Source organism: Teichococcus oryzae (assembly GCF_008386565.1).
In the GTDB taxonomy this organism is placed as follows: Bacteria; Pseudomonadota; Alphaproteobacteria; order Acetobacterales; family Acetobacteraceae; genus Pseudoroseomonas; species Pseudoroseomonas oryzae.
Window position 1 is genome coordinate 134,146 of sequence record NZ_VUKA01000007.1, and the last position, 18,500, is coordinate 152,645.

Genomic DNA, 18,500 nt, shown 5'->3' on the forward strand with positions numbered 1-18,500 from the left:
AGACATGGAACCGTCCGGGACGACGCGATGACGCCTGGCACCATCACCCAGAAGATCCTGGCGGCGCATGCCGAGGAAGGCGCGGCGCGGCCCGGAGAGATCATCACGGTGCGCCCCGATGTGGTGCTGCTGAATGATGTGTCCGGCCCCCTTTCCTTTGAACAGTTCGAGGCCATGGGCGTCGCCGGACCTTTCGATCCGGACCGCATCGTGCTTGTCGCCGACCATTTCGCGCCGGCCCCCAACGTCACCGCGGCCGGCGCCATCGCCATGACGCGCGATTTCGCCCGCCGGCATGGCATCTCCCACTACTACGATCCGGGCCGGGGCGGCATCGAGCACGCGCTGCTGGCGGAGCTGGGGCTGATCGGACATGGCGGCATCGTCTTCGGCGCCGACAGCCACACCTGCACCGCAGGCGCGTTCAACGGGCTGGGCATCGGCTTCGGCTCCACCGACCTGGCGGCCGCCATGGCCACGGGCCGGCTCTGGATGCGAGTGCCGGACAGCATCCGGGTGGAGCTGATTGGGGCGCCCGGTTCCTTCGTGACCGGCAAGGACGTGATCCTGGAGCTGATCCGCCGCATCGGCTCCGACGGCGCGGCCGAGGCCTCGCTGGAATTCGGCGGCTCTGGCCTCGCCGCCCTGTCGATGGATGAGCGCATGGCGGTGGCCAACATGGCGGTGGAAGCCGGCGCTGACATGTGCGTCTTCGAGGGGGATGCCCATTCCGCCGCCGACATGGAGCGGCGCGGCATGGCGCCCGCCCCGGCGGTGATGCCGGATTCCGGCGCCGCCTACCGGGATCGCATCGTCATCGACCTGGCATCCCTGTCGCCCATGGTGGCGAAGCCGCCCTCTCCGGCGGCGGGCGTGCCGGTCGGCGCGCTGCGCGGGCAGCGGGTGGACCAGGTCTATGTCGGCAATTGCGCCAACGGCACCATGACCGACCTGCGGCAGGTGGCGGAGATGCTGCGCGGCCGGCGCGTTGCCGATGGCGTTCGCATGGTGGTGGTGCCAGCCACCCAGGCCATCTGGCGCCAGGCCATGGCGGAAGGCCTGCTGGAGGTGATCGCCGCCGCCGGCGCCGCCGTGTCCACCCCCACCTGCGGCGCCTGCTTCGGCGGCCATATGGGCATTCTCGCGGCCGGCGAGACGGCGATCGCCACCACCAACCGCAATTATCGCGGCCGCATGGGCCATCCGGACAGCCAGGTCTTCCTGGCCAATGCCTGGGTCGCCGCCGCGGCGGCGGTGCGGGGCGAGATCGTGCCGCCGGAGGAGATCGCCGCCCTGATGCCGGAGCCCATCGCATGAGCCTGCAATACGAGGGTCTCGTCCACCGCCTGGGCGACGAGATCAACACCGACGTGATCCTGCCCGGCCGCTACCTGGCCCTGCGCCGGCCCGAGGAACTGGGGCGGCACTGCCTGGAAGGCCTGGACCCCGGCTTTGCCGGACGCGTGCGGCCGGGCGACATCCTGGCGGTGGGGCGCAATTTCGGCTGCGGCTCCTCCCGCGAGCATGCGGTGATCGCGCTGAAGGCCGCCGGCATCGCCGCCATCGTGGCGCACAGCGCGGCGCGCATCTTCTTCCGCAACGCCATCAATCTTGGCCTGCCGGTGATCCTCTGCCCGGAGGCCGCGGCGGCGCTTCGCGAAGGCGCCCTCGCCCGCGTGTCCCTTCCCGGCTCCCTGACCGCCCCCCTGGTGGTGCAGGATGGCCGCGAATGGCAGGGTGCGCCGCTGGGGAGCGAGGTGGAGGCGATCCTCGCCGCCGGCGGGCTGGTGCCGCGCGTGCGCCAGACCCTCGCCGCCTGAGACAAGCAATCCGCAAAGGACGTATCCGCACATGGCTGATCCCCGCCTGAAGGCCGCGCTGGCCGCCAAGCAGTTCATCGTCGCCCCCGGCATCTTCGACATGATCTCCGCCCGCGTGGCGGACCGCATGGGCTTCAACGCGCTCTATGCCACAGGCTATGGCACGGTGGCCTCGCATCTGGGCGTGCCCGATGCCGGCATCGCCACCTTCACCGACATGGTCAGCCGCATGGGCCGCTTCGCCCAGGGTTGCAGCACCCCGGTGATCTGCGATGCCGACACCGGCTATGGCGGGCTGCTGAACGTGCGCCACACCGTGATGGGCTACGAGGCCGCCGGCGTCACGGCCATCCAGCTCGAGGACCAGGAAGTGCCGAAGAAGTGCGGCCACACCCCGGGCCGCCGCGTCATCCCAGCCGAGGAGATGGCGCTGAAGATCGAGGTGGCCGTCGAGGCTCGCAAGAGCGAGGATTTCCTGATCATCGCCCGCACCGATGCCCGCACTTCCCTGGGCCTGGACGAGGCGATCCGCCGCGGCAAGCTGTACCAGAAGGCCGGTGCCGACATCGTCTTCATCGAGAGCCCCGAGAGCGAGGACGAGATGAAGCGCATCGGCCAGGAGATCGACGCGCCGCTGCTGGCCAACAACGTCGATGGCGGCGGCCGCACGCCGATCCTGTCGGCCGAGAAGCTGGCCTCCTTCGGCTACAACATCGCGATCTATCCGGCGCTGGGCTTCCTCACCATGGCGGCGGCGCTGGAGCGTTCCTACGCCCATCTGCTGCGGAACGGCGACAGCAACGGCCTGCCCGAAGGCGTGCTCTACGATTTCGGCAAGATGAACGAGCTGATGGGCTTCCCGGAAGTGTGGGATTTCGACAAGCGCTGGGCGCGGCCCGAGCCGCAGCGCGCGGCCGAGTGAGCCAGCCGTCGACAGGCAAGCGGGCGGGCGCGGCGGAGACCGCGCCGCCAAACATGAACGGGAAGAAAGGAAGCTCCATGACAACGACCTTCAGCCTGACCCGCCGGAGCCTCGGCGGGCTGGCGGCCGGGCTGCTCGCGACCCCTGCCCTGGCCTCGGGTGCCGCCGCCTGGCCGGACCGGCCGGTGCGCATGATCGTGCCCTTCGGCGCCGGCGGCGCGGTGGACACGCTGGCGCGGCTGTTCTCCCAGCGCTTCTCCGAATTCGCCAACGGCCAGACACTTGTTGTTGAGAACCGGTCAGGCGCGGGCGGCATGGTGGCGGGCACCTACACCAACACCCAGCCGGCCGATGGCTACACACTGATGATGGCCGATGTCGGCGCCAATGTGGTGGGCAAGGAGCTGAACCCGAAGCTCCCCTACGATCCCATGACCGGCTTCACGCCGATCATGCAGGGCGCCATCCTGCATGCCGTGCTGGTCGCCAATCCTTCGGTGAAGGAGAAGACCCTCGCCGAGATCATCGAGGCGGCCCGCGCCAAGCCGGGCGGCCTGATCTATTCCTCCGCCGGCGTCGGCAACATCAGCCACCTGGCCATGGCGCTGATCGAGCAGCGGACCAAGATCTCGATGATCCATGTGCCCTATCGCAGCGGGTCGGAAAGCGTGACCGCGGCGGTGCGGGGGGATTCACATTTCACCTTCCCCAGCCTTTCCTCCGCCATGGCGATGATCAAGGGCGGGCAGGTGCGCCCGGTCGCGATGGGCGGCGACACCACCAGCCTGCTGCCCGGCGTGCCCCCGGCCCGGGAGGCGATCCCCGGCTTCGAGGCCGCCGTGTGGTACGGCGTCGTTGCGCCGCCGGGCATGGACCCCGTGTTGGCCGATCGCATCAACGCGGTGTTCAACCAGGTCGCGGCGGTGCCGCAGATCCGCAAGGCGGTGGAGGAAACGCAGGCCGGCCGCGTGGTCGGCGGCACGCGCGCCGAGTTCGGCGACTTCCTGCGCCGCGAACATGATCGCTGGTCCCAGGTGATCCGCGCCGGCGGCATCAGCGTGGAATAAGAGGGTGGGCGGCGCCGGCCCAGGGCCGCGCGCCGCCTGACACCATGGGCACCCTGGCTGCGTTGTGCGTCTGCATCTGGCATCATCCGGCATCGGTGCATGAAGCGAGGGAGCAAGCCCATGACGCAGCCTGGCGACGACGAAGCGGTTCCCGCCTCCCTGCGGCCGCAACCCGGCGACTATGCGTATGATCTGGACCGGGCGCTCCGGGCGGTGGTGTCGCTGCGGGCGCGCATGCCCGGCGACGCCTTCACGGCGGAGGCGCTCGGCACCGAACGGTCCGGCCATGCGGTGCTGATCCGGGAGGATGGCCTGCTTCTCACCATCGGCTACCTGATCACCGAGGCGGAGGAGATCTGGCTGACCACGGCGGAAGGCCGCGTCGTTCCGGGCTTCGTGGTTGGGTATGACCAGGCCACCGGCTTCGGCCTGGTGCGCGCCCTGGGGAAGCTTGGCGTCCCCGCCATGGCCCTGGGCGAATCCGCCGGGGCGCGGGTGGGCGACCCGGTCGTGTTCGCCGGGGCTGGCGGCCGGCCGGCGGCGCTGGCCGCCCGCATCGTGTCGCGGCAGGAATTTGTCGGCTATTGGGAATACATCCTGGACGACGCCATCTACACCGCGCCGGCCCATCCGGTCTGGGGCGGCGCGGCGGTGATCGGGCCGAAGGGCGACCTGGTCGGCATCGGCTCCATCCAGCTTGGCCATGATCCCGGCGACGGGCGCGTCCGGGTCCTCAACATGAGCGTGCCGACAGATCTCCTGAAGCCGATCCTGGACGATCTCCTGACGCTCGGACAGCCGAACCGGCCGCCCCGCCCCTGGCTTGGGGTGTCCGCCGGTGCCGATGATGGGCGGGTCGTGCTGGCCGGGGTCAGCCGCAAGGGGCCGGCGGCGCGGGCCGGGCTGCGGGCGGGCGATGTGGTGCTGGCCGTCGGGCGGCAGGTGGTATCGGACGAGGCCAATTTCTTTCGCGCCATCTGGTCGCTGGGCGAGGCCGGGGTCGATGTTCCGCTGGTGCTGGAACGCGATGGCGACCGCTTCGGAGTCAACGTCACCTCCGGGGACCGCCAGCGCTTCCTGAAGGCGGGCCGGATGCACTGAGCGGGCGGATCACCCCGCATCGGGCGAGGAAGCCCGGTCGGAGGATGCCGCGTCGAGGGGCGACATCTGCCGCAGAAAGGCGGCCAGGGCCGTGAAGCTGTTCCGGCGTGGATCGGTGTTGCGCCAGACCAGCCCGATGCGGCGCCCCACCTCCGGCTGGTCGAGGCCGCGGATGGCGATCAGCCCCCCGGGATCCGCCCTGCCCTGCACCGCGAGTTGCGGCAGCAGGGAAAAGCCCTCGCCGGCCGCGATCATGTGGCGCAGCATCTCCAGGCTGGTGGCGAAGCGTTCCTCCCGTTCGCCGCGCGGCATGGGGCACAAGGAAAGCGCCTGGTCCCGCAGGCAATGCCCTTCCTCCAGCAGCAGCAACTCGCCGGATTGAAGCTCCTCCAGCGACACCCGCGGCAGGTCCTGCAGGCGGTGGCCCCGCGGGCAGGCCAGGAGGAAGGGTTCGAAGAACAACTCGGCGCTTCCCAGCAGGGCGGAGGGCGCCGGCAAGGCAACCAGGGCCGCATCCAGCTCCCCCTGCTCCAGGGCCTCCACCAGCGCGGCGGTGCGGCCTTCCTGCAACCGCAGCACCAGTTGCGGAAAGCGCTCCCGCACATCCCGCAGCAGGGCGGGCAGGTAGTACGGGCCAAGGGTGGAGATGACGCCGAGCCGCAACCGCCCGGCCAGCGGCTCGGCCTGGTGCTGCGCCAGATCGAGCAGGCCGCGCGCCTGGCGCAGAACGAGGCGGGCCTGCTCGATCAGCGGCCCCCCCTGCTGCGTCACCTCCACGCGCCGCGGCAGCCTTTCGAACAGCGTGACGCCGAGAAGCGCCTCAAGCTTGCGGATCTGCTCGCTGAGGGTGGGCTGGCTGACATGGCAGCGCTCGGCGGCGCGGCCGAAATGCCGCAGCTCGGCGAGGGCGACCGCATATTCGAGGTCGCGCAGGGAAAGACCGGAAAGCGGAGCTAGCGGCATGGATATCCAATAGGAAGGGTCTATTCATGCAACATAAAAGATCGATTTAACCAATCAATGGCCTCCCGGTAGAAGGAGATGCGATTTGCCGAGAGGAGCTCCAGAATGTCCGACCCGAATGCCCGCCCGGTGCTGACAACCACCGCCGGCGCCCCTGTCGCCGACAACCAGAACAGCATCTCGGCCGGCCCGCGCGGCCCCTTGCTGCTGCAGGACTACCAGCTGATCGAGAAGCTGGCGCATCAGAACCGCGAGCGCATCCCCGAGCGCGTGGTGCATGCCAAGGGCTCCGGTGCCTATGGCACGCTGACGGTCACGCATGACATCACCCGCTACACCCGGGCCAAGGTGTTCACCCCCGGCAGCCAGACGGAGGTGCTGCTGCGCTTCTCCACCGTGGCGGGCGAGCGCGGCGCCGCCGATGCCGAGCGGGACGTGCGCGGCTTCGCGCTGAAGTTCTACACCAGCGAAGGCAACTGGGATCTGGTGGGCAACAACACGCCGGTCTTCTTCGTGCGCGACCCGCTGAAGTTTCCCGATTTCATCCGCACGCAGAAGCGCCATCCCGCCACCAACATGCGCTCCCCCACGGCAATGTGGGATTTCTGGTCCCTTTCGCCCGAAAGCCTGCACCAGGTGACCATCCTGTTCAGCGATCGCGGCCTGCCCCAGGGCTACCGCTTCATGAACGGCTATGGCAGCCACACCTATTCCCTGTGGAACGACGCCGGCGAGCGCTATTGGGTGAAGTTCCACTTCAAGTCCATGCAGGGCATCCGCACCTGGACCAACAAGGAAGCGAACGAGGTCATCGCCGAGGACCGCGAAAGCGCCCAGCGCGACCTGTATGAGGCGATCGAGCGCGGCGACTATCCACGCTGGCGCGTCTGCGTGCAGATCATGCCGGAGGCCGGGGCGGAGAAGACGCCCTACAACCCGTTCGACATCACCAAGGTCTGGCCGCATGGCGACTATCCGCTGATCGATGTCGGCGTGCTGGAGCTGAACCGCAACGCCGCCCATTACTTCGCGGAAATCGAGCAGGCTTCCTTCTCGCCTTCCAACATCGTGCCGGGCATCGGCTTTTCGCCGGACAAGCTGCTGCAGGGCCGGCTGTTCGCCTATGCCGATGCGCATCGCTACCGCGTCGGCACGCATTACGAGGCGCTGCCGGTGAACCGCCCGCGCTGCCCGGTGCATCATCACCACGCCGATGGCGCGATGCGCTTCGACGCGCCGCGGGGCACCGACCATTACTATGAGCCGAACTCCTTCGGCGGGCCGGTCGAGGCGCCTTCCGTCAAGGAGCCGCCGCTGCGCATCGATGGCGATGCGGACCGCTACAACCACCGCGAGGGCAATGACGACTACACCCAGCCCGGCAATCTGTTCCGGCTGATGACGCCCGAGCAGCAGCAGCACCTGTTCAACAATATCGCCGCCGCCATGCAGGGCGTGCCGCGCTTCATCATCGACCGCCAGATCGAGCATTTCCGGCGCGCCGACCCGGCCTATGCCGCAGGGGTGGCGGCGGCGATCGGGCGCATCCACACCGCGCCCGCCTCGGCCCCGACCACGGCCGCGGATGTGGGCCAACAGGCCGCCGACTGAGTTGCTTCCGCTGTGCCACCCCGCCGCCTCCGGCGGCGGTGGCCTGCGGGGCCTTCTCCGATCCGATTCCGCTATGGGGTTTCCGCTGATGCCCGGCGTCCGCTGGATTGTTCCGCCGCTTTCGCGCCTGTTCATGCCATGGCCGCCAGGTGGCGGAAGGGCCGTTCCGGCGGGTCCTGTGCCATGACGCATCTTTCCCCTTCCCTTGAACGGATGGCGGCGGGGCGCTCGCATGCCGCCGGGCGGGTGGGCGTGTTGCTGGTCAATCTCGGCACGCCGGAGTCCACCGGCTATGGGGATATCCGGCGCTACCTGTCGGAGTTCCTGTCGGACCGGCGGGTGATCGAGGTGAATCCCTGGTTGTGGCAGCCGCTGCTGCAGGGTGTGATCCTGACCACGCGGCCATTCCGCAGCGGCGCCGCCTATCGCCGCATCTGGAATGCGGCGGCGGATGAATCGCCGCTGCGCACCCACACCCGTGCCCAGGCCGGGTTGTTGGGCCAGGCCCTGCCGCCGGATGACCTGCTGGTGGACTGGGCGATGCGCTATGGCAGGCCCTCCATCGCCGACCGGCTGGCGGCCCTGCAGGACCAGGGCTGCGACCGCATCCTGGTGGTGCCGCTTTATCCGCAATACAGTGCCACCACGACGGCCACGGTGAATGACGAGGTGTTCCGCGCCCTGATGCGGATGCGGCGTCAGCCGGCGATCCGCATCGCGCCCTCCTTTCCCGACCATCCGCTATATATCGAGGGACTGGCACGCTCGGTCGAAACGACCCTGGCAGGATTGCCGCGGGCGCCGGATCTGCTGCTGGCCTCCTTTCACGGCCTGCCGCGCCGCTATGTCAAGGCGGGCGATCCTTATCCGGCGGAATGCAACCGCACCATGCGGGCCCTGCGCCACCGCTTGGGCCTCGGCCCGCGGGACTTTCCGATGACGTACCAGTCCCGTTTCGGGCGGGAGCGCTGGCTGGAGCCCTACACCGATGAGCGCGTCACCGCCCTACCCCGGCGCGGCATCCGCCGCATCGCCGTGATCACGCCCGGCTTCCTGTCGGACTGCATCGAGACCCTGGACGAGATCGGCCATGAGCTGCGGGAGGAATTCCTGGCGGCGGGCGGCGAAGCCCTCACGCTGATCCCCTGCCTGAACAGCGGCAGCGACGCCATTGCCCTGCTGCGCGCCCTGGTGGAGCAGGAAAGCTCCGGCTGGCGGTGATCGTGACGGCCGCCCGGGCGGTCATCCGTCCCCCGTCGGGGTCAGGTGAACTGGCCGCGCAGAAAGCCGAGCGCTGGCAGGGGCCGCCAGCTGCGCGGCAGATCGGAGCGGCGGATCGTCGTGACGTTGTAGCTGGGGACCGGCATGCTGGAACTGCGCAGAAAGCCGGCATAGGCCTGGACCTGCTGTTCCCGCCAATGGCGGTCGGCCTCGGCCGCAGCCCGGCTGGCATAGATGTCCGCCACCCGCGCCTTGCGGCCGACCATGGCGACCACCGCCCACATCTTGTCGTCCCGGGCCCTGCTCAGGCTGACAACAGGCGCTGGGGAGGAGTTGCCGAGCAACTCCGTCATGAGGCCGGCGCGACGCGGCGGCGGCCAGGATGCTGGCGCCAGGATTGAGCGTGCATCATCCCGATCTGTGCCTGGAACATCCGACTTGCAAGGAAAAAATCGCCCTTCCGGCGCCTGATGGCGGTTCGGGAATGCGGCGGCCGCGTCCCACGGGGCCCGGCGCGAGGGGCGATCCCGCCGGGTGGCGTCGTCAATGAGGGCCGGCCAGGGTTTCGAGCCTGCGCATCACGGCGGCCAGCCGGGGGCCGATGTCCTGGAGGATGCGCTCCCCCGACAGCATGAAGGCCGGCGCGCCGCAATTCATCGCCATGATGCCCCCGCCATTCGGCAGGGCGAAGGCCGCGCCGGCCGCGTGAACCGTGCGGTTCCATTCGCCGATCGACACGGTGAAGCCCAGGGCCGCATGCATCTCGGCGGCCTGTTGCAACCCCTGCCGGATTTCCGGCCAGCGTTCCGGATCGGCCGCCGCCAGCTGGACATCGATTTCCGCCCGCTCCGCCGCCGTCGCGGCCGCGTAGCAGGCACGGCCCATGGCGGTCAGACCCAGGGGGACGCGCGACCCGACGCCGAGCTGCAGCGCCACGGCCATGCGTGGCGAGAAATGCTCGATATACAGCATCGCCAGCCCGTCGCGGGTGCCGAGCGACACGGATGCGTCGGTTTCCTCCCCCAGATGGTGCATCAGCGGCGCGGCCAGCTGCCGGATCGTCATGTTCGCCAGGGCGAGTTGCCCGAGGGGCACCAGGCCGACTGAAAGCTGGTACTTGCCGAAGCGGGGCAGGTAGCTGAGGCAGCCCAGCCGCGTCAGCGTGTAGGTCAGGCGGGACACCGTGGCCTTGGGCAGCCCGGTGCGGCCCGCGAGCTCCTGGTTTCCCAGCATCCGCTCCTCCGGGGTGAAGGCGCGCAGGATATCCATGGCACGCGCCAGAACGGCGACGAATTGCCGGTCCTGCGGACCTTCAGTCTGGTCGGTGGTCACGCGGCTTTGGCGCTTGCGCACGACATGCTCCGGCGGGGGACGGATGCGACGCTTGACGGCATCGCCGGCCGCCCGATACGACTTGCATAAGCAGCAAAACTATTTTCCGCATCGCGGAATTACAAGCAAGATTGCAGAAAGGGCGAGGAATGGAAGAACGCGCATTGCTCAGCGTGACGGTCGAGGATCGGGTGGCCGTGCTGCGCATCGCCAATCCACCGGTCAACGCTCTCAGCGCCGCGCTGCGCGCCGCCCTGCGGGATGCCGTGGCGCAAGCTGTGGCCGATCAGGGCATCCAGGCCATCGTGCTGGCCGCGTCCGGCCGGACCTTTGTCGCCGGCGCCGACATCTCGGAATTCGGCAAGCCCCCGATCTCGCCTTCCTTGCCCGATGTTCTGGTGGCGATGGATGAATGCCCGAAGCCCCTGGTCGCGGCGATCAGCGGCGCCGCCCTGGGCGGTGGGCTGGAGCTCGCCCTGGGCTGCGATGCCCGTGTCGCGTCCTCGGGCGTGAAGCTCGGCCTGCCGGAGGTGAAGCTGGGCATCCTTCCCGGCGCGGGCGGGACGCAGCGCCTGCCCCGGCTGATCGGTGCCGCCGCCGCGCTGGAGATGGCCGCCAGCGGCGAGCCGGTCACCGCCGAGACCGCCCTTTCCCTCGGCATCGTGGATGAGGTGGTGGCCGGAGACCCGCTGCCGGCGGCGTTGCGACGCGCGCGGGCGCTGGCGGAAGGTGGCCAGCGGCCGCAGCGGCTCCGCGACGGGCGGGAACGGCTCGGCCCGCGGGATGCGTTCGAGGCGGCGGCCGCCAAGGTGCTGCGCCGCGCGCCGGACAACCCGGCCGTGGCGTCCATCGTGGAAAGCGTGCGCTCCGCCTACGACCTCCCCTTCGACGAGGCGATGAGCCAGACGCGGGCCATGTTCCTGCGGCTGGTGCAGGATGACCGTTCTAAGGCGTTGCGCCACGTCTTCTTCGCCGAGCGCGCGGCGCAGCAGCCGGCCGGCCTGTCGCGGGAGGTCCGTGGCCGCGCCGTGTCCCATGTCGCGGTGATCGGCGCCGGCACGATGGGCGGCGGCATTGCCATGAGCTTCGCCAATGCCGGCATTCCGGTCACCCTGATCGAGGCCGAGCCGGAGGCGCTTGAGCGCGGCCTGCAGCGCATCGCCCAGAACTATGCCACCTCGGTGCAGCGCGGCAGCCTGGCGGCCGAGGAGCGGGATCGCCGTCTGGCACGGATCGGGGGCGGCGTTGGCCTGGAGAACGCCGCCGGCGCCGACCTTGTGGTGGAGGCGGTGTTCGAGGATCTGGCGCTGAAGCAGAAGCTTTTCGCCCAGCTGGACGGCATTGCCCGCCCTGGGGCCGTGCTGGCCACCAACACCTCCTATCTCGATGTCGATGCCATCGCCGGCGCCACGCGCCGGCCGGACGACGTGCTCGGGATGCACTTCTTCTCCCCCGCCAATGTCATGAAGCTGCTGGAGGTGGTGCGGGGCGCCGGAACCAGTCCCGAAACGCTGGCCACCGCCGTGGAGCTGGGCCGCCGGCTGGGCAAGGTTCCGGTGGTGGTCGGCGTGTGCCACGGCTTTGTCGGCAACCGCATGCTGGCCCGCCGCACCGCCCAGGCCGAGCGCCTGCTGCTGGAAGGCGCCCTGCCCGAGCAGGTGGATGCCGCCCTGGTGGCGTTCGGCTTCCGCATGGGGCCCTTTGCCATGGCCGACCTCGCGGGGCTGGATATCGGCTGGCGCATCCGCAAGGCCACCGGCAAGACCGCGCCCGTGGCCGATGCGTTGTGCGAGGCCGGGCGGCTCGGCCAGAAGACCGGCAAGGGCTATTACGATTACGGCGGCGGCGGCCGGCAGGGCGTGCCCGACCCGGCCGTGCGGGACCTGATCGAGGCCACCTCCGCCAGGCTCGGCATCGCGCGGCGGGCGATCGGGCAGGAGGAGGTCACGGAACGGCTGATCCTGCCGATGATCGACGAGGGTGCCCGAATCCTGGAGGAGGGCATCGCCGCCCGCCCCGGCGATGTCGATGTGGTCTGGCTGCATGGCTATAACTGGCCGGCTTGGCGGGGTGGCCCGATGTATCATGGCAGCCGGCTCGGCCCCGCCTATGTCGCGCAGCGGCTGGAAGCCTATGCCGGCCAGTCCGGCGATCCCTCCCTGCATCCTTCCGCGGCGCTGCGGCGGCTGGCACGGGAAGGGCGGGATTTCGACGCCCTTTCAGGGACGGCTAGGTGACGCGCCGGGCGCCGCATCCCTGGGAGGCGGCCTATCCCCCGGGTTGCCGCTGGGATGCGCCGATCACGGTGGGCACGCTGCCGGACCTGTTCACGCGGAGTGTGGTCCGCAACGGCAACCGCCCCGCCCTGCATTACCGCGCCATGCGCATCTCCTATGCCGAGCTGGGCCGGCTCGTGGAACAGGCGGCGGCGGCGTTCCGCCATCTCGGCGTGGGGCCGGGCCATTCCGTGGCCCTGTACCTGCCCAACACGCCCTGGCACCCGGTCTGCTTCTTCGCCCTGCTCCGCCTGGGCGCGCGGGTGGTGCATCTGAGCGCGCTCGATGCCCGGCGGGAACTGGCGCACAAGCTGTCGGACAGCGGCGCCAGGCTGGTGGTCACCACGGATTTTCCGAACCTGATGCCCCAGGCCGCTTGGCTGCTGGAAACCGGCGCCGCCGCGCGGGTTCTTGTGGGCGAGGATGCGATCTGGGGCGGCGACGCAGCGACCGCGTCGCCGCCCGGCTGCGTGTCGCTCTCATCCGCCATGGCCGAGGCGCCGGCGGTGACGGAATGGCCCCGCGTCGCGCCCGACGACGTCGCTCTGCTGCAATATACCGGCGGCACCACCGGAATGCCGGCGGGCGCCCTGCTGACACATGGCAACCTGACCGCCGCCGTCAGCATCTACCAGCAATGGGAGGATGGGGAGCGGCTGGTGCCGGGGGAGCAGCGCGTGCTGGGCGTGTTGCCGTTGTTCCATATCTACGCGCTGACCAGCGTGCTGCTGCGCCACCTGGCCGATGGCAACGAGATCCTGCTGCGGCCGCGCTTCGACGCCGAGGCCGTGCTGCGCGACATCGCGGAACATCGCGTCACGCTGTTTCCCGGCGTGCCGACCATGTGGATCGCGCTGCTGAACCATCCGGCGTCGCGCGGCGCGGATTTCTCCTCCCTTCATGCCTGCGTCTCGGGTGGCGCGCCGCTACCCTTCGAGGTGGCGCAGCAGGTGGAGCGGCTGCTGGGCCAGCGCCTCCGCAATGGCTGGGGGATGACCGAAACCGCGCCCGCCGGCACCCGCGTGCCCATGGCGGCGGAGCCCCGGCCCGGCCTGATCGGCGTGCCACTGCCGGGCATCCGGCTTCGCATCGTTTCCCTCGACGATCCGGGCCGCGAGCTACCCGCCGGCGAGATCGGGGAGATCGCCATCCGCGGCCCGAACCTGTTTCGCGGCTATTGGAACAAGCCGGCGGAAACGGAGGCCGCCTTTCGCGATGGCTGGTTCCTGACCGGCGACCTGGGCCGGCTGGAACAGGATGGGCTGTTCACCCTGCTTGACCGCCGCAAGAACCTGATCATTTCCGGCGGCTTCAATGTTTATCCCGCGGCCGTCGAAGCTGCCCTGTACGAGCATCCCGCCATCCGGGAGGCGATCGTCATCGGCATTCCCGACGCCTATCGGGGGCAATCCGCCAAGGCCTTCGTCACGCTGCGCGAGGGTGCGCCGGAACTGACGCTCGACGGCCTCAAGGAATTCCTGCGCGACCGCGTCGGCCGGCATGAGATCCCCGCCGCGCTTGAAATCCGCCCGGCCCTGCCGCGCAGCCCCGCCGGCAAGCTCCTCGCCAGTGCCCTGGTGGCCGAGGAGCGGGCGCGCGCGGCCGGCGCGCAAGGCGCCGCCGCACCCAACGAACCGGCCTGACGAGGAGGACCGCCCCATGGATCTGCGCTTCACGCCGGAGGAGATCGCGTTTCGCGATGAGCTCCGCCGCTTCTTCCGCACCGAGATTCCCGCCGAGATCCGGCGCAAGGTGAGCGAAGGCCGACACCTGTCGAAGGATGAGATCGTCACCTCCCATCGCATCCTGAACGCGCATGGCCTGGCCACGCCCAACTGGCCGGTGGCCTGGGGCGGCAAGGACTGGTCGCCGGTCCAGCGCTACATCTTCACGGAGGAATTGCAGCGCGCCGCCGTGCCCCTGCCCCTGCAGTTCAACGTCTACATGGTGGGCCCGGTGATCGCCGCCTTCGGCTCGGAGGAACAGAAGCGGCGCTTCCTGCCGGCCACCGCCAATCTCGACATCTGGTGGTGCCAGGGCTTTTCCGAGCCGGGCGCGGGCTCCGACCTCGCCTCCCTCAAGACCCGGGCTGAGAAGCGGGACGGCAAGTATGTCGTGTCCGGCCAGAAGGCCTGGACCACACTGGGCCAGCATGCCGACTGGATCTTCTGCCTGGTGCGCACGGACCGCGAGGCGAAGAAGCAGCGCGGCATCTCCTTCCTGCTGATCGACATGAAGTCGCCCGGCATCACCGTCCGTCCCGTGCTGACCATCGATGGCGGCCACGAGGTGAACGAGGTGTTCTTCGACGAGGTCGAGGTGCCGGCCGAGAACCTGGTCGGCGAGGAAAACAAGGGCTGGGACTACGCCAAGTTCCTGCTCGCCAATGAGCGGACCGGCATCGCGCGGATCGGCATGTCCAAGCAGCGCATCGCCCGCGCCAAGCGGCTGGCGCGCGAGGTCCAGGCGGGCGGCGGCAGCCTTTGGGACGACGTCGACCTTCGCCGGCGCGTCGCCGCGATCGAGGTGGAGCTGAAGGCGCTGGAGATCACGCAGATGCGCGTGGTCGCCGCGCAGCGCCATCGCGACGCCGACAAGCCGGACCCGGCTTCCTCCATCCTGAAGATCAAGGGCTCGGAGCTGCAGCAGGCGACAACGGAGCTGCTGCTCGACATCGCCGGCCCCTATGCCCAGCCGGCGCAGGAGGATGGCCGCAACGCCGCCGCGGAGCACGGGATGGACGCGATCGCGCCGCTGTATTTCAACGCGCGCAAGGTCTCCATCTATGGTGGCTCCAACGAGATCCAGCGCAACATCATCGCCAAGGCCTTTCTGGGCCTCTGAGGACATTCCATGGATTTCGACCTGACGGATGAGCAGCGCCTGCTCAAGGACAGCATCGATCGCTTCGTGGACGATGCCTATGGCGATTTCGAGAAGCGCCGCCGCTACCAGGCGGAGCCTGCGGGCTATGACCCACGGCTCTGGGCCGGGCTGGCCGAGCTTGGCATGCTGGCCCTGCCCTTCGCGGAGGAGGAAGGCGGCTTCGGCGGCGGGCCGGTGGAAACCATGATCGCCATGGAGGCGATCGGGCGCGGCCTCGCGGTGGAGCCCTTCCTGTCCACCGTTGTGCTGGGCGGCGGTTTCCTGCGCTTCGGGGCGGATGCGTCCATGCGGGCGGCGCTGGTGCCGCGCATCGCGGACGGATCCCTGACGCTCGCCTTCGCGCAGCTTGAGCCGGCCTCGCGCTATGCGTTGCACGATGTTTCCACCACGGCGCGGCGCGACGGCGACGGCTTCGTGCTGGATGGCCGGAAGGTCGCGGTTCTGCATGGCGACAGCGCCGGGAAGCTGGTGGTCAGCGCCCGCACCGCCGGGGCGCGGCGGGACCGGGACGGCATCACCGTGTTCCTGGTGGATGCCGATGCGCCGGGCCTCACCCGTCGCGGCATGCCGACGCAGGACGGGCTGCGCGCGGCCGATGTGACGCTGGACGCCGTCCGGGTCGGGCCGGAGGCGGTGCTGGGCAAGGTGGATCAGGGGCTGCCCCTGATCGAGAAGGTGGTCGATATCGGCATCGCTGCCCTGTGCGCGGAAGCAGTGGGCGCGATGGAGGACCTGCAGCGCAACACGGTGGACTACCTCAAGACGCGGCAGCAATTCGGCGTGGCGATCGGCTCCTTCCAGGCGCTCCAGCACCGCGCCGCGGACATGCTGGTGGCGGTGGAACAGGCGCGCTCCATGGCGATGTACGCCGCCATGATGGCGGAGGAGGCGGACCCCGCCCTGCGCCGCCCGGCGGTCTCGGCCGCCAAGGTGCAGATCAACCAGTCCGGCCGGAAGGTGGGCCAGGAGGCCGTGCAACTCCAGGGCGGCATCGCCATGACCCTGGAATACAAGGCCGGCCACAGCTTCAAGCGGCTCGCCATGATCGAGAAATCGTTCGGCGACACGGATCATCACCTTCGCATCGTCAGTGAGGCGGACAGCCTGATCGAAGCGGAGTGATGCACCGCACCCGGAACACCGGGGCGGAACAGGGAGGACATCGCGATGAAGCACTCAATTCCGGTTGGGCGGCGTACCCTGCTGGGCGTGGCGGGAGGCGCCGCGGCGGGCGCGCTCCTCCGCCCTGCCCTGGCGCAGGAGCGCTTTCCCAGCAAGCCGATCCGCATGCTGGTGCCCTGGGCTCCGGGTGGCGCGACCGATGTGCAGATGCGCGCCCTGTGCGACGCGGCCACGCGCGTCCTGAAGCAGCCGGTGGTGGTCGAGAACAGGTCCGGCGCGGGCGGCATCCTGGGGGCGCAGGCGCTGGCCGCGGGCACGCGCCCCGATGGCTACACGCTGTCGCAGATGCCCGTCTCGGTGTTCCGCTATCCGCAGATGGTGGAAAAGCCGCCCTTCAATCCCATGGCGGATTTCACCTGGATCGCGCAGCTGACGGGATACCTGTTCGGCGTCGTCGTGCGCGCCGATGCGCCATGGAAAACCTTTGCCGAGTTCCTGGACGACGCGAAGCGCACCCCGGGAAAGATGTCGTATGGCTCGCCCGGCGCGGGAACATCCCTGCACATCACCATGGAGCAGATCGCCCAGGGCCGGGGAATCGAGTGGACCCATGTTCCCTTCCGCGGCGCGGCCGAGAACATCCAGGCGCTGCTGGGCGGGCAGATCAACGCTTCCGCCGATTCCAGCACCTGGGCCGAGCTGGTGAAGGACGGCCGCCTGCGCCTGCTGTGCACCTGGGGCGCGACGCGGGCCAGGCGCTTCCCGGATGCGCCGACCCTGCGGGAGGCCGGCATCGACATCGTGTCGGAATCGCCCTACGGCATCGCGGCGCCCGCCGGGCTGCCGCCCGAGGTGACGCGCATCCTCCAGGATGCCTTCCGCGATGCCCTGGTCGACCCCGCCCACCAGGCTGTGCTGGAGCGCTACGACATGGCGGCGGCCTATTTGGACAGCCAGAGCTACACCGCGGCGGCGCGGCGCCAGTATGAGGAGGACGGCCAGATGATCCGCCGCCTCGGCCTGAAGGCGGGCTGAGCCGGCCGGGGCGGCAGGAACTTTATCCCGGGATGAAGGCCTCGTGGGTGGAGGTCTGGATGCCGCCGCCCACCACCGGCCCGCCGCCCGCGACATGGATGCGCCCCGCCAGCGCCGCGGCGCCCAGACCATGCCGGGGCGTGGGCATCGGCGCATGGCTCTGCCAGCGATCCGTTGCGGGGTCGTAGCTTTCCATCTGGCCATGCACGGTGCCGGTCAGGGTGCCGTTCTCGAAGCGGCCGGTTTCGCCGCCCATGGCCCAGAAGCGCCCGCCCAGCAGCACCAGCCCATGGCCGGAGCGCGCCGTCGGCATCGCCGCCCGCTCCACCCAAATGTCGCGCTCGGGCAGGTAGAGGTGATGCATCGCCGTGTTGTATTCGAAGGTGTTGAAGCGGCCGCCGATCACATGGATGCCGCCGCCATGCGCGACGATGCCGGCATGGTCGCGCGCGCCCGGCAAGGGCTTGCGCCGTTCCCAGCGATCCGCCTGGGGATCGTAAACCTCGTGCCAGGCAATGCTGGCCCGCTCCCCGGCCGGGTCCGTGGCGCCGCCGATCAGATGCACCCGCCCTTCCAGCACCGCGATGGCGGCCGCGCCGCGCGCGCGCGGCAACGGCGCGACGGACTGCCAGCGATCCGCCGCCACGTCATAAACATAGGCGCCGTCATGCGCCGCGCGGTTCTGCTCGGTGAAGCCGCCCAGGGCGTAGATCCGGCCGGCATCGGCCGCCACGGCCACATGGTTGGCGCCGCGCGGCAGGGGCGCGGCGGTGTCCCAGCGGTCGGCGCCGGGGTCATAGACATGGTGATAAGGGCGGTCGACCCGCTGCTCGGCATAGCCGCCGATGACGTGAAGGCGGTCCCGCCAGAGCGGCAATGTCGCGCGCGGTTCCCAGCGGCCCGGCGGGCCGGCGGGCGCCGGGCTTTCGACCGAGCGCTGCGCCAATTGTTCCGGCGTCAGGCTGACCGGGCCACCGCCCCGCAGCGGGCTCATCTGTTCCGGCGCGATGGACAGGCCATGATGCGGCATCTGCCCCAGGGCCGGGGCTGCGAGCAGGGCGGCGGAGCCAGCCAGCAGGGAGCGGCGACGCATCGGCGTGTTTCCTTGACGGTTCCTGGTCCGGATCATGCGCCAGGCGGCCGC

Annotated in this window: 16 protein-coding genes; 12 read left to right on the top strand and 4 right to left on the bottom strand. The window is 69.9% G+C overall.

What is annotated here, in order from left to right:
- Positions 1-27: 27 nt before the first annotated feature.
- The 5 genes from F0Q34_RS14555 to F0Q34_RS14575 all read left to right on the top strand — a co-directional run bounded on the left by F0Q34_RS14555 (position 28) and on the right by F0Q34_RS14575 (position 4,910).
- Positions 28-1,317 (top strand): 3-isopropylmalate dehydratase large subunit, encoded by a 1,290-nt coding sequence (locus tag F0Q34_RS14555; RefSeq protein WP_149812947.1) that lies wholly within the window; start codon positions 28-30, stop codon positions 1,315-1,317.
- Complete coding sequence (locus F0Q34_RS14560; protein ID WP_149812948.1) at positions 1,314-1,820, top strand: LeuD/DmdB family oxidoreductase small subunit; 507 nt, start codon at positions 1,314-1,316, stop codon at positions 1,818-1,820. Before F0Q34_RS14555 ends, F0Q34_RS14560 begins: the two co-directional genes overlap by 4 nt.
- A 31-nt stretch (positions 1,821-1,851) precedes the next feature.
- The gene (locus F0Q34_RS14565) at positions 1,852-2,742 is read left to right on the top strand and encodes an isocitrate lyase/PEP mutase family protein (protein ID WP_149812949.1); all 891 of its coding nucleotides are present in this window, start codon (positions 1,852-1,854) and stop codon (positions 2,740-2,742) included.
- Positions 2,743-2,819: 77 nt separating this feature from the next.
- The gene (locus F0Q34_RS14570; protein ID WP_149812950.1) at positions 2,820-3,809 is read left to right on the top strand and encodes a Bug family tripartite tricarboxylate transporter substrate binding protein; all 990 of its coding nucleotides are present in this window, start codon (positions 2,820-2,822) and stop codon (positions 3,807-3,809) included.
- Between the two features lie 120 nt (positions 3,810-3,929).
- Positions 3,930-4,910: a S1C family serine protease gene (locus tag F0Q34_RS14575; RefSeq protein ID WP_149812951.1), complete on the top strand. Its 981-nt coding sequence runs from the start codon at positions 3,930-3,932 to the stop codon at positions 4,908-4,910.
- A gap of 9 nt (positions 4,911-4,919) precedes the next feature.
- On the opposite strand, the gene F0Q34_RS14580 is transcribed toward F0Q34_RS14575, so the two are convergent.
- A complete protein-coding gene (locus F0Q34_RS14580) occupies positions 4,920-5,873 on the bottom strand; it encodes a LysR substrate-binding domain-containing protein (protein WP_149812952.1) in 954 nt (317 codons plus the stop codon).
- A gap of 105 nt (positions 5,874-5,978) precedes the next feature.
- Between F0Q34_RS14580 and F0Q34_RS14585 the strand changes: the two genes are divergently transcribed.
- Together F0Q34_RS14585 and hemH are read left to right on the top strand one after the other, a co-directional pair.
- Positions 5,979-7,484 (top strand): catalase, encoded by a 1,506-nt coding sequence (locus tag F0Q34_RS14585; RefSeq protein ID WP_149812953.1) that lies wholly within the window; start codon positions 5,979-5,981, stop codon positions 7,482-7,484.
- A 183-nt stretch (positions 7,485-7,667) separates the two neighbouring features.
- The gene (gene hemH / locus F0Q34_RS14590; RefSeq protein WP_149812954.1) at positions 7,668-8,705 is read left to right on the top strand and encodes a ferrochelatase; all 1,038 of its coding nucleotides are present in this window, start codon (positions 7,668-7,670) and stop codon (positions 8,703-8,705) included.
- Positions 8,706-8,746: 41 nt separating this feature from the next.
- Here hemH and F0Q34_RS14595 read toward each other — a convergent pair whose 3' ends face one another.
- Positions 8,747-9,058, bottom strand: a complete 312-nt coding sequence (locus tag F0Q34_RS14595) for a hypothetical protein (RefSeq protein WP_149812955.1) — start codon at positions 9,056-9,058, stop codon at positions 8,747-8,749.
- 190 nt (positions 9,059-9,248) lie between these two features.
- A complete protein-coding gene (locus tag F0Q34_RS14600; protein ID WP_241665495.1) occupies positions 9,249-10,058 on the bottom strand; it encodes an IclR family transcriptional regulator in 810 nt (269 codons plus the stop codon).
- A 128-nt stretch (positions 10,059-10,186) separates the two neighbouring features.
- Between F0Q34_RS14600 and F0Q34_RS14605 the strand changes: the two genes are divergently transcribed.
- From F0Q34_RS14605 to F0Q34_RS14625, 5 genes are read left to right on the top strand one after another with little or no spacing between them, the layout of a single operon-like run.
- Positions 10,187-12,274 carry a 3-hydroxyacyl-CoA dehydrogenase NAD-binding domain-containing protein gene (locus F0Q34_RS14605; RefSeq protein ID WP_149812956.1) on the top strand — a complete coding sequence of 696 codons (2,088 nt, stop codon included), beginning with the start codon at positions 10,187-10,189 and terminating at the stop codon, positions 12,272-12,274.
- The gene (locus tag F0Q34_RS14610) at positions 12,271-13,956 is read left to right on the top strand and encodes an AMP-binding protein (protein WP_149812957.1); all 1,686 of its coding nucleotides are present in this window, start codon (positions 12,271-12,273) and stop codon (positions 13,954-13,956) included. The genes F0Q34_RS14605 and F0Q34_RS14610 overlap by 4 nt, the downstream gene beginning before the upstream one ends.
- 16 nt (positions 13,957-13,972) lie before the next feature.
- Positions 13,973-15,157, top strand: coding sequence for an acyl-CoA dehydrogenase family protein (locus F0Q34_RS14615; protein WP_149812958.1), 1,185 nt, complete (start codon positions 13,973-13,975; stop codon positions 15,155-15,157).
- Positions 15,158-15,166: 9 nt separating this feature from the next.
- Positions 15,167-16,321: an acyl-CoA dehydrogenase family protein gene (locus F0Q34_RS14620; RefSeq protein ID WP_149812959.1), complete on the top strand. Its 1,155-nt coding sequence runs from the start codon at positions 15,167-15,169 to the stop codon at positions 16,319-16,321.
- A gap of 45 nt (positions 16,322-16,366) precedes the next feature.
- Positions 16,367-17,356, top strand: coding sequence for a tripartite tricarboxylate transporter substrate binding protein (locus tag F0Q34_RS14625; RefSeq protein ID WP_149812960.1), 990 nt, complete (start codon positions 16,367-16,369; stop codon positions 17,354-17,356).
- Between the two features lie 22 nt (positions 17,357-17,378).
- Here F0Q34_RS14625 and F0Q34_RS14630 read toward each other — a convergent pair whose 3' ends face one another.
- Positions 17,379-18,449, bottom strand: coding sequence for a Kelch repeat-containing protein (locus tag F0Q34_RS14630; protein ID WP_149812961.1), 1,071 nt, complete (start codon positions 18,447-18,449; stop codon positions 17,379-17,381).
- Between the last annotated feature and the right edge of the window lie 51 nt (positions 18,450-18,500).

What these genes read in the sequence shown, in the direction of transcription:
- F0Q34_RS14630 (WP_149812961.1), bottom strand. Translation starts at nt 18,449, where the DNA reads ATGCGTCGCCGCTCCCTGCTGGCTGGCTCCGCCGCCCTGCTCGCAGCC.
- F0Q34_RS14570 (WP_149812950.1), top strand. Translation starts at nt 2,820, where the DNA reads ATGACAACGACCTTCAGCCTGACCCGCCGGAGCCTCGGCGGGCTGGCG.
- F0Q34_RS14585 (WP_149812953.1), top strand. Translation starts at nt 5,979, where the DNA reads ATGTCCGACCCGAATGCCCGCCCGGTGCTGACAACCACCGCCGGCGCC.
- F0Q34_RS14625 (WP_149812960.1), top strand. Translation starts at nt 16,367, where the DNA reads ATGAAGCACTCAATTCCGGTTGGGCGGCGTACCCTGCTGGGCGTGGCG.
- F0Q34_RS14595 (WP_149812955.1), bottom strand. Translation starts at nt 9,058, where the DNA reads ATGACGGAGTTGCTCGGCAACTCCTCCCCAGCGCCTGTTGTCAGCCTG.
- F0Q34_RS14560 (WP_149812948.1), top strand. Translation starts at nt 1,314, where the DNA reads ATGAGCCTGCAATACGAGGGTCTCGTCCACCGCCTGGGCGACGAGATC.
- F0Q34_RS14565 (WP_149812949.1), top strand. Translation starts at nt 1,852, where the DNA reads ATGGCTGATCCCCGCCTGAAGGCCGCGCTGGCCGCCAAGCAGTTCATC.
- F0Q34_RS14580 (WP_149812952.1), bottom strand. Translation starts at nt 5,873, where the DNA reads ATGCCGCTAGCTCCGCTTTCCGGTCTTTCCCTGCGCGACCTCGAATAT.
- F0Q34_RS14555 (WP_149812947.1), top strand. Translation starts at nt 28, where the DNA reads ATGACGCCTGGCACCATCACCCAGAAGATCCTGGCGGCGCATGCCGAG.
- F0Q34_RS14620 (WP_149812959.1), top strand. Translation starts at nt 15,167, where the DNA reads ATGGATTTCGACCTGACGGATGAGCAGCGCCTGCTCAAGGACAGCATC.
- F0Q34_RS14605 (WP_149812956.1), top strand. Translation starts at nt 10,187, where the DNA reads ATGGAAGAACGCGCATTGCTCAGCGTGACGGTCGAGGATCGGGTGGCC.
- F0Q34_RS14615 (WP_149812958.1), top strand. Translation starts at nt 13,973, where the DNA reads ATGGATCTGCGCTTCACGCCGGAGGAGATCGCGTTTCGCGATGAGCTC.
- hemH (WP_149812954.1), top strand. Translation starts at nt 7,668, where the DNA reads ATGACGCATCTTTCCCCTTCCCTTGAACGGATGGCGGCGGGGCGCTCG.
- F0Q34_RS14575 (WP_149812951.1), top strand. Translation starts at nt 3,930, where the DNA reads ATGACGCAGCCTGGCGACGACGAAGCGGTTCCCGCCTCCCTGCGGCCG.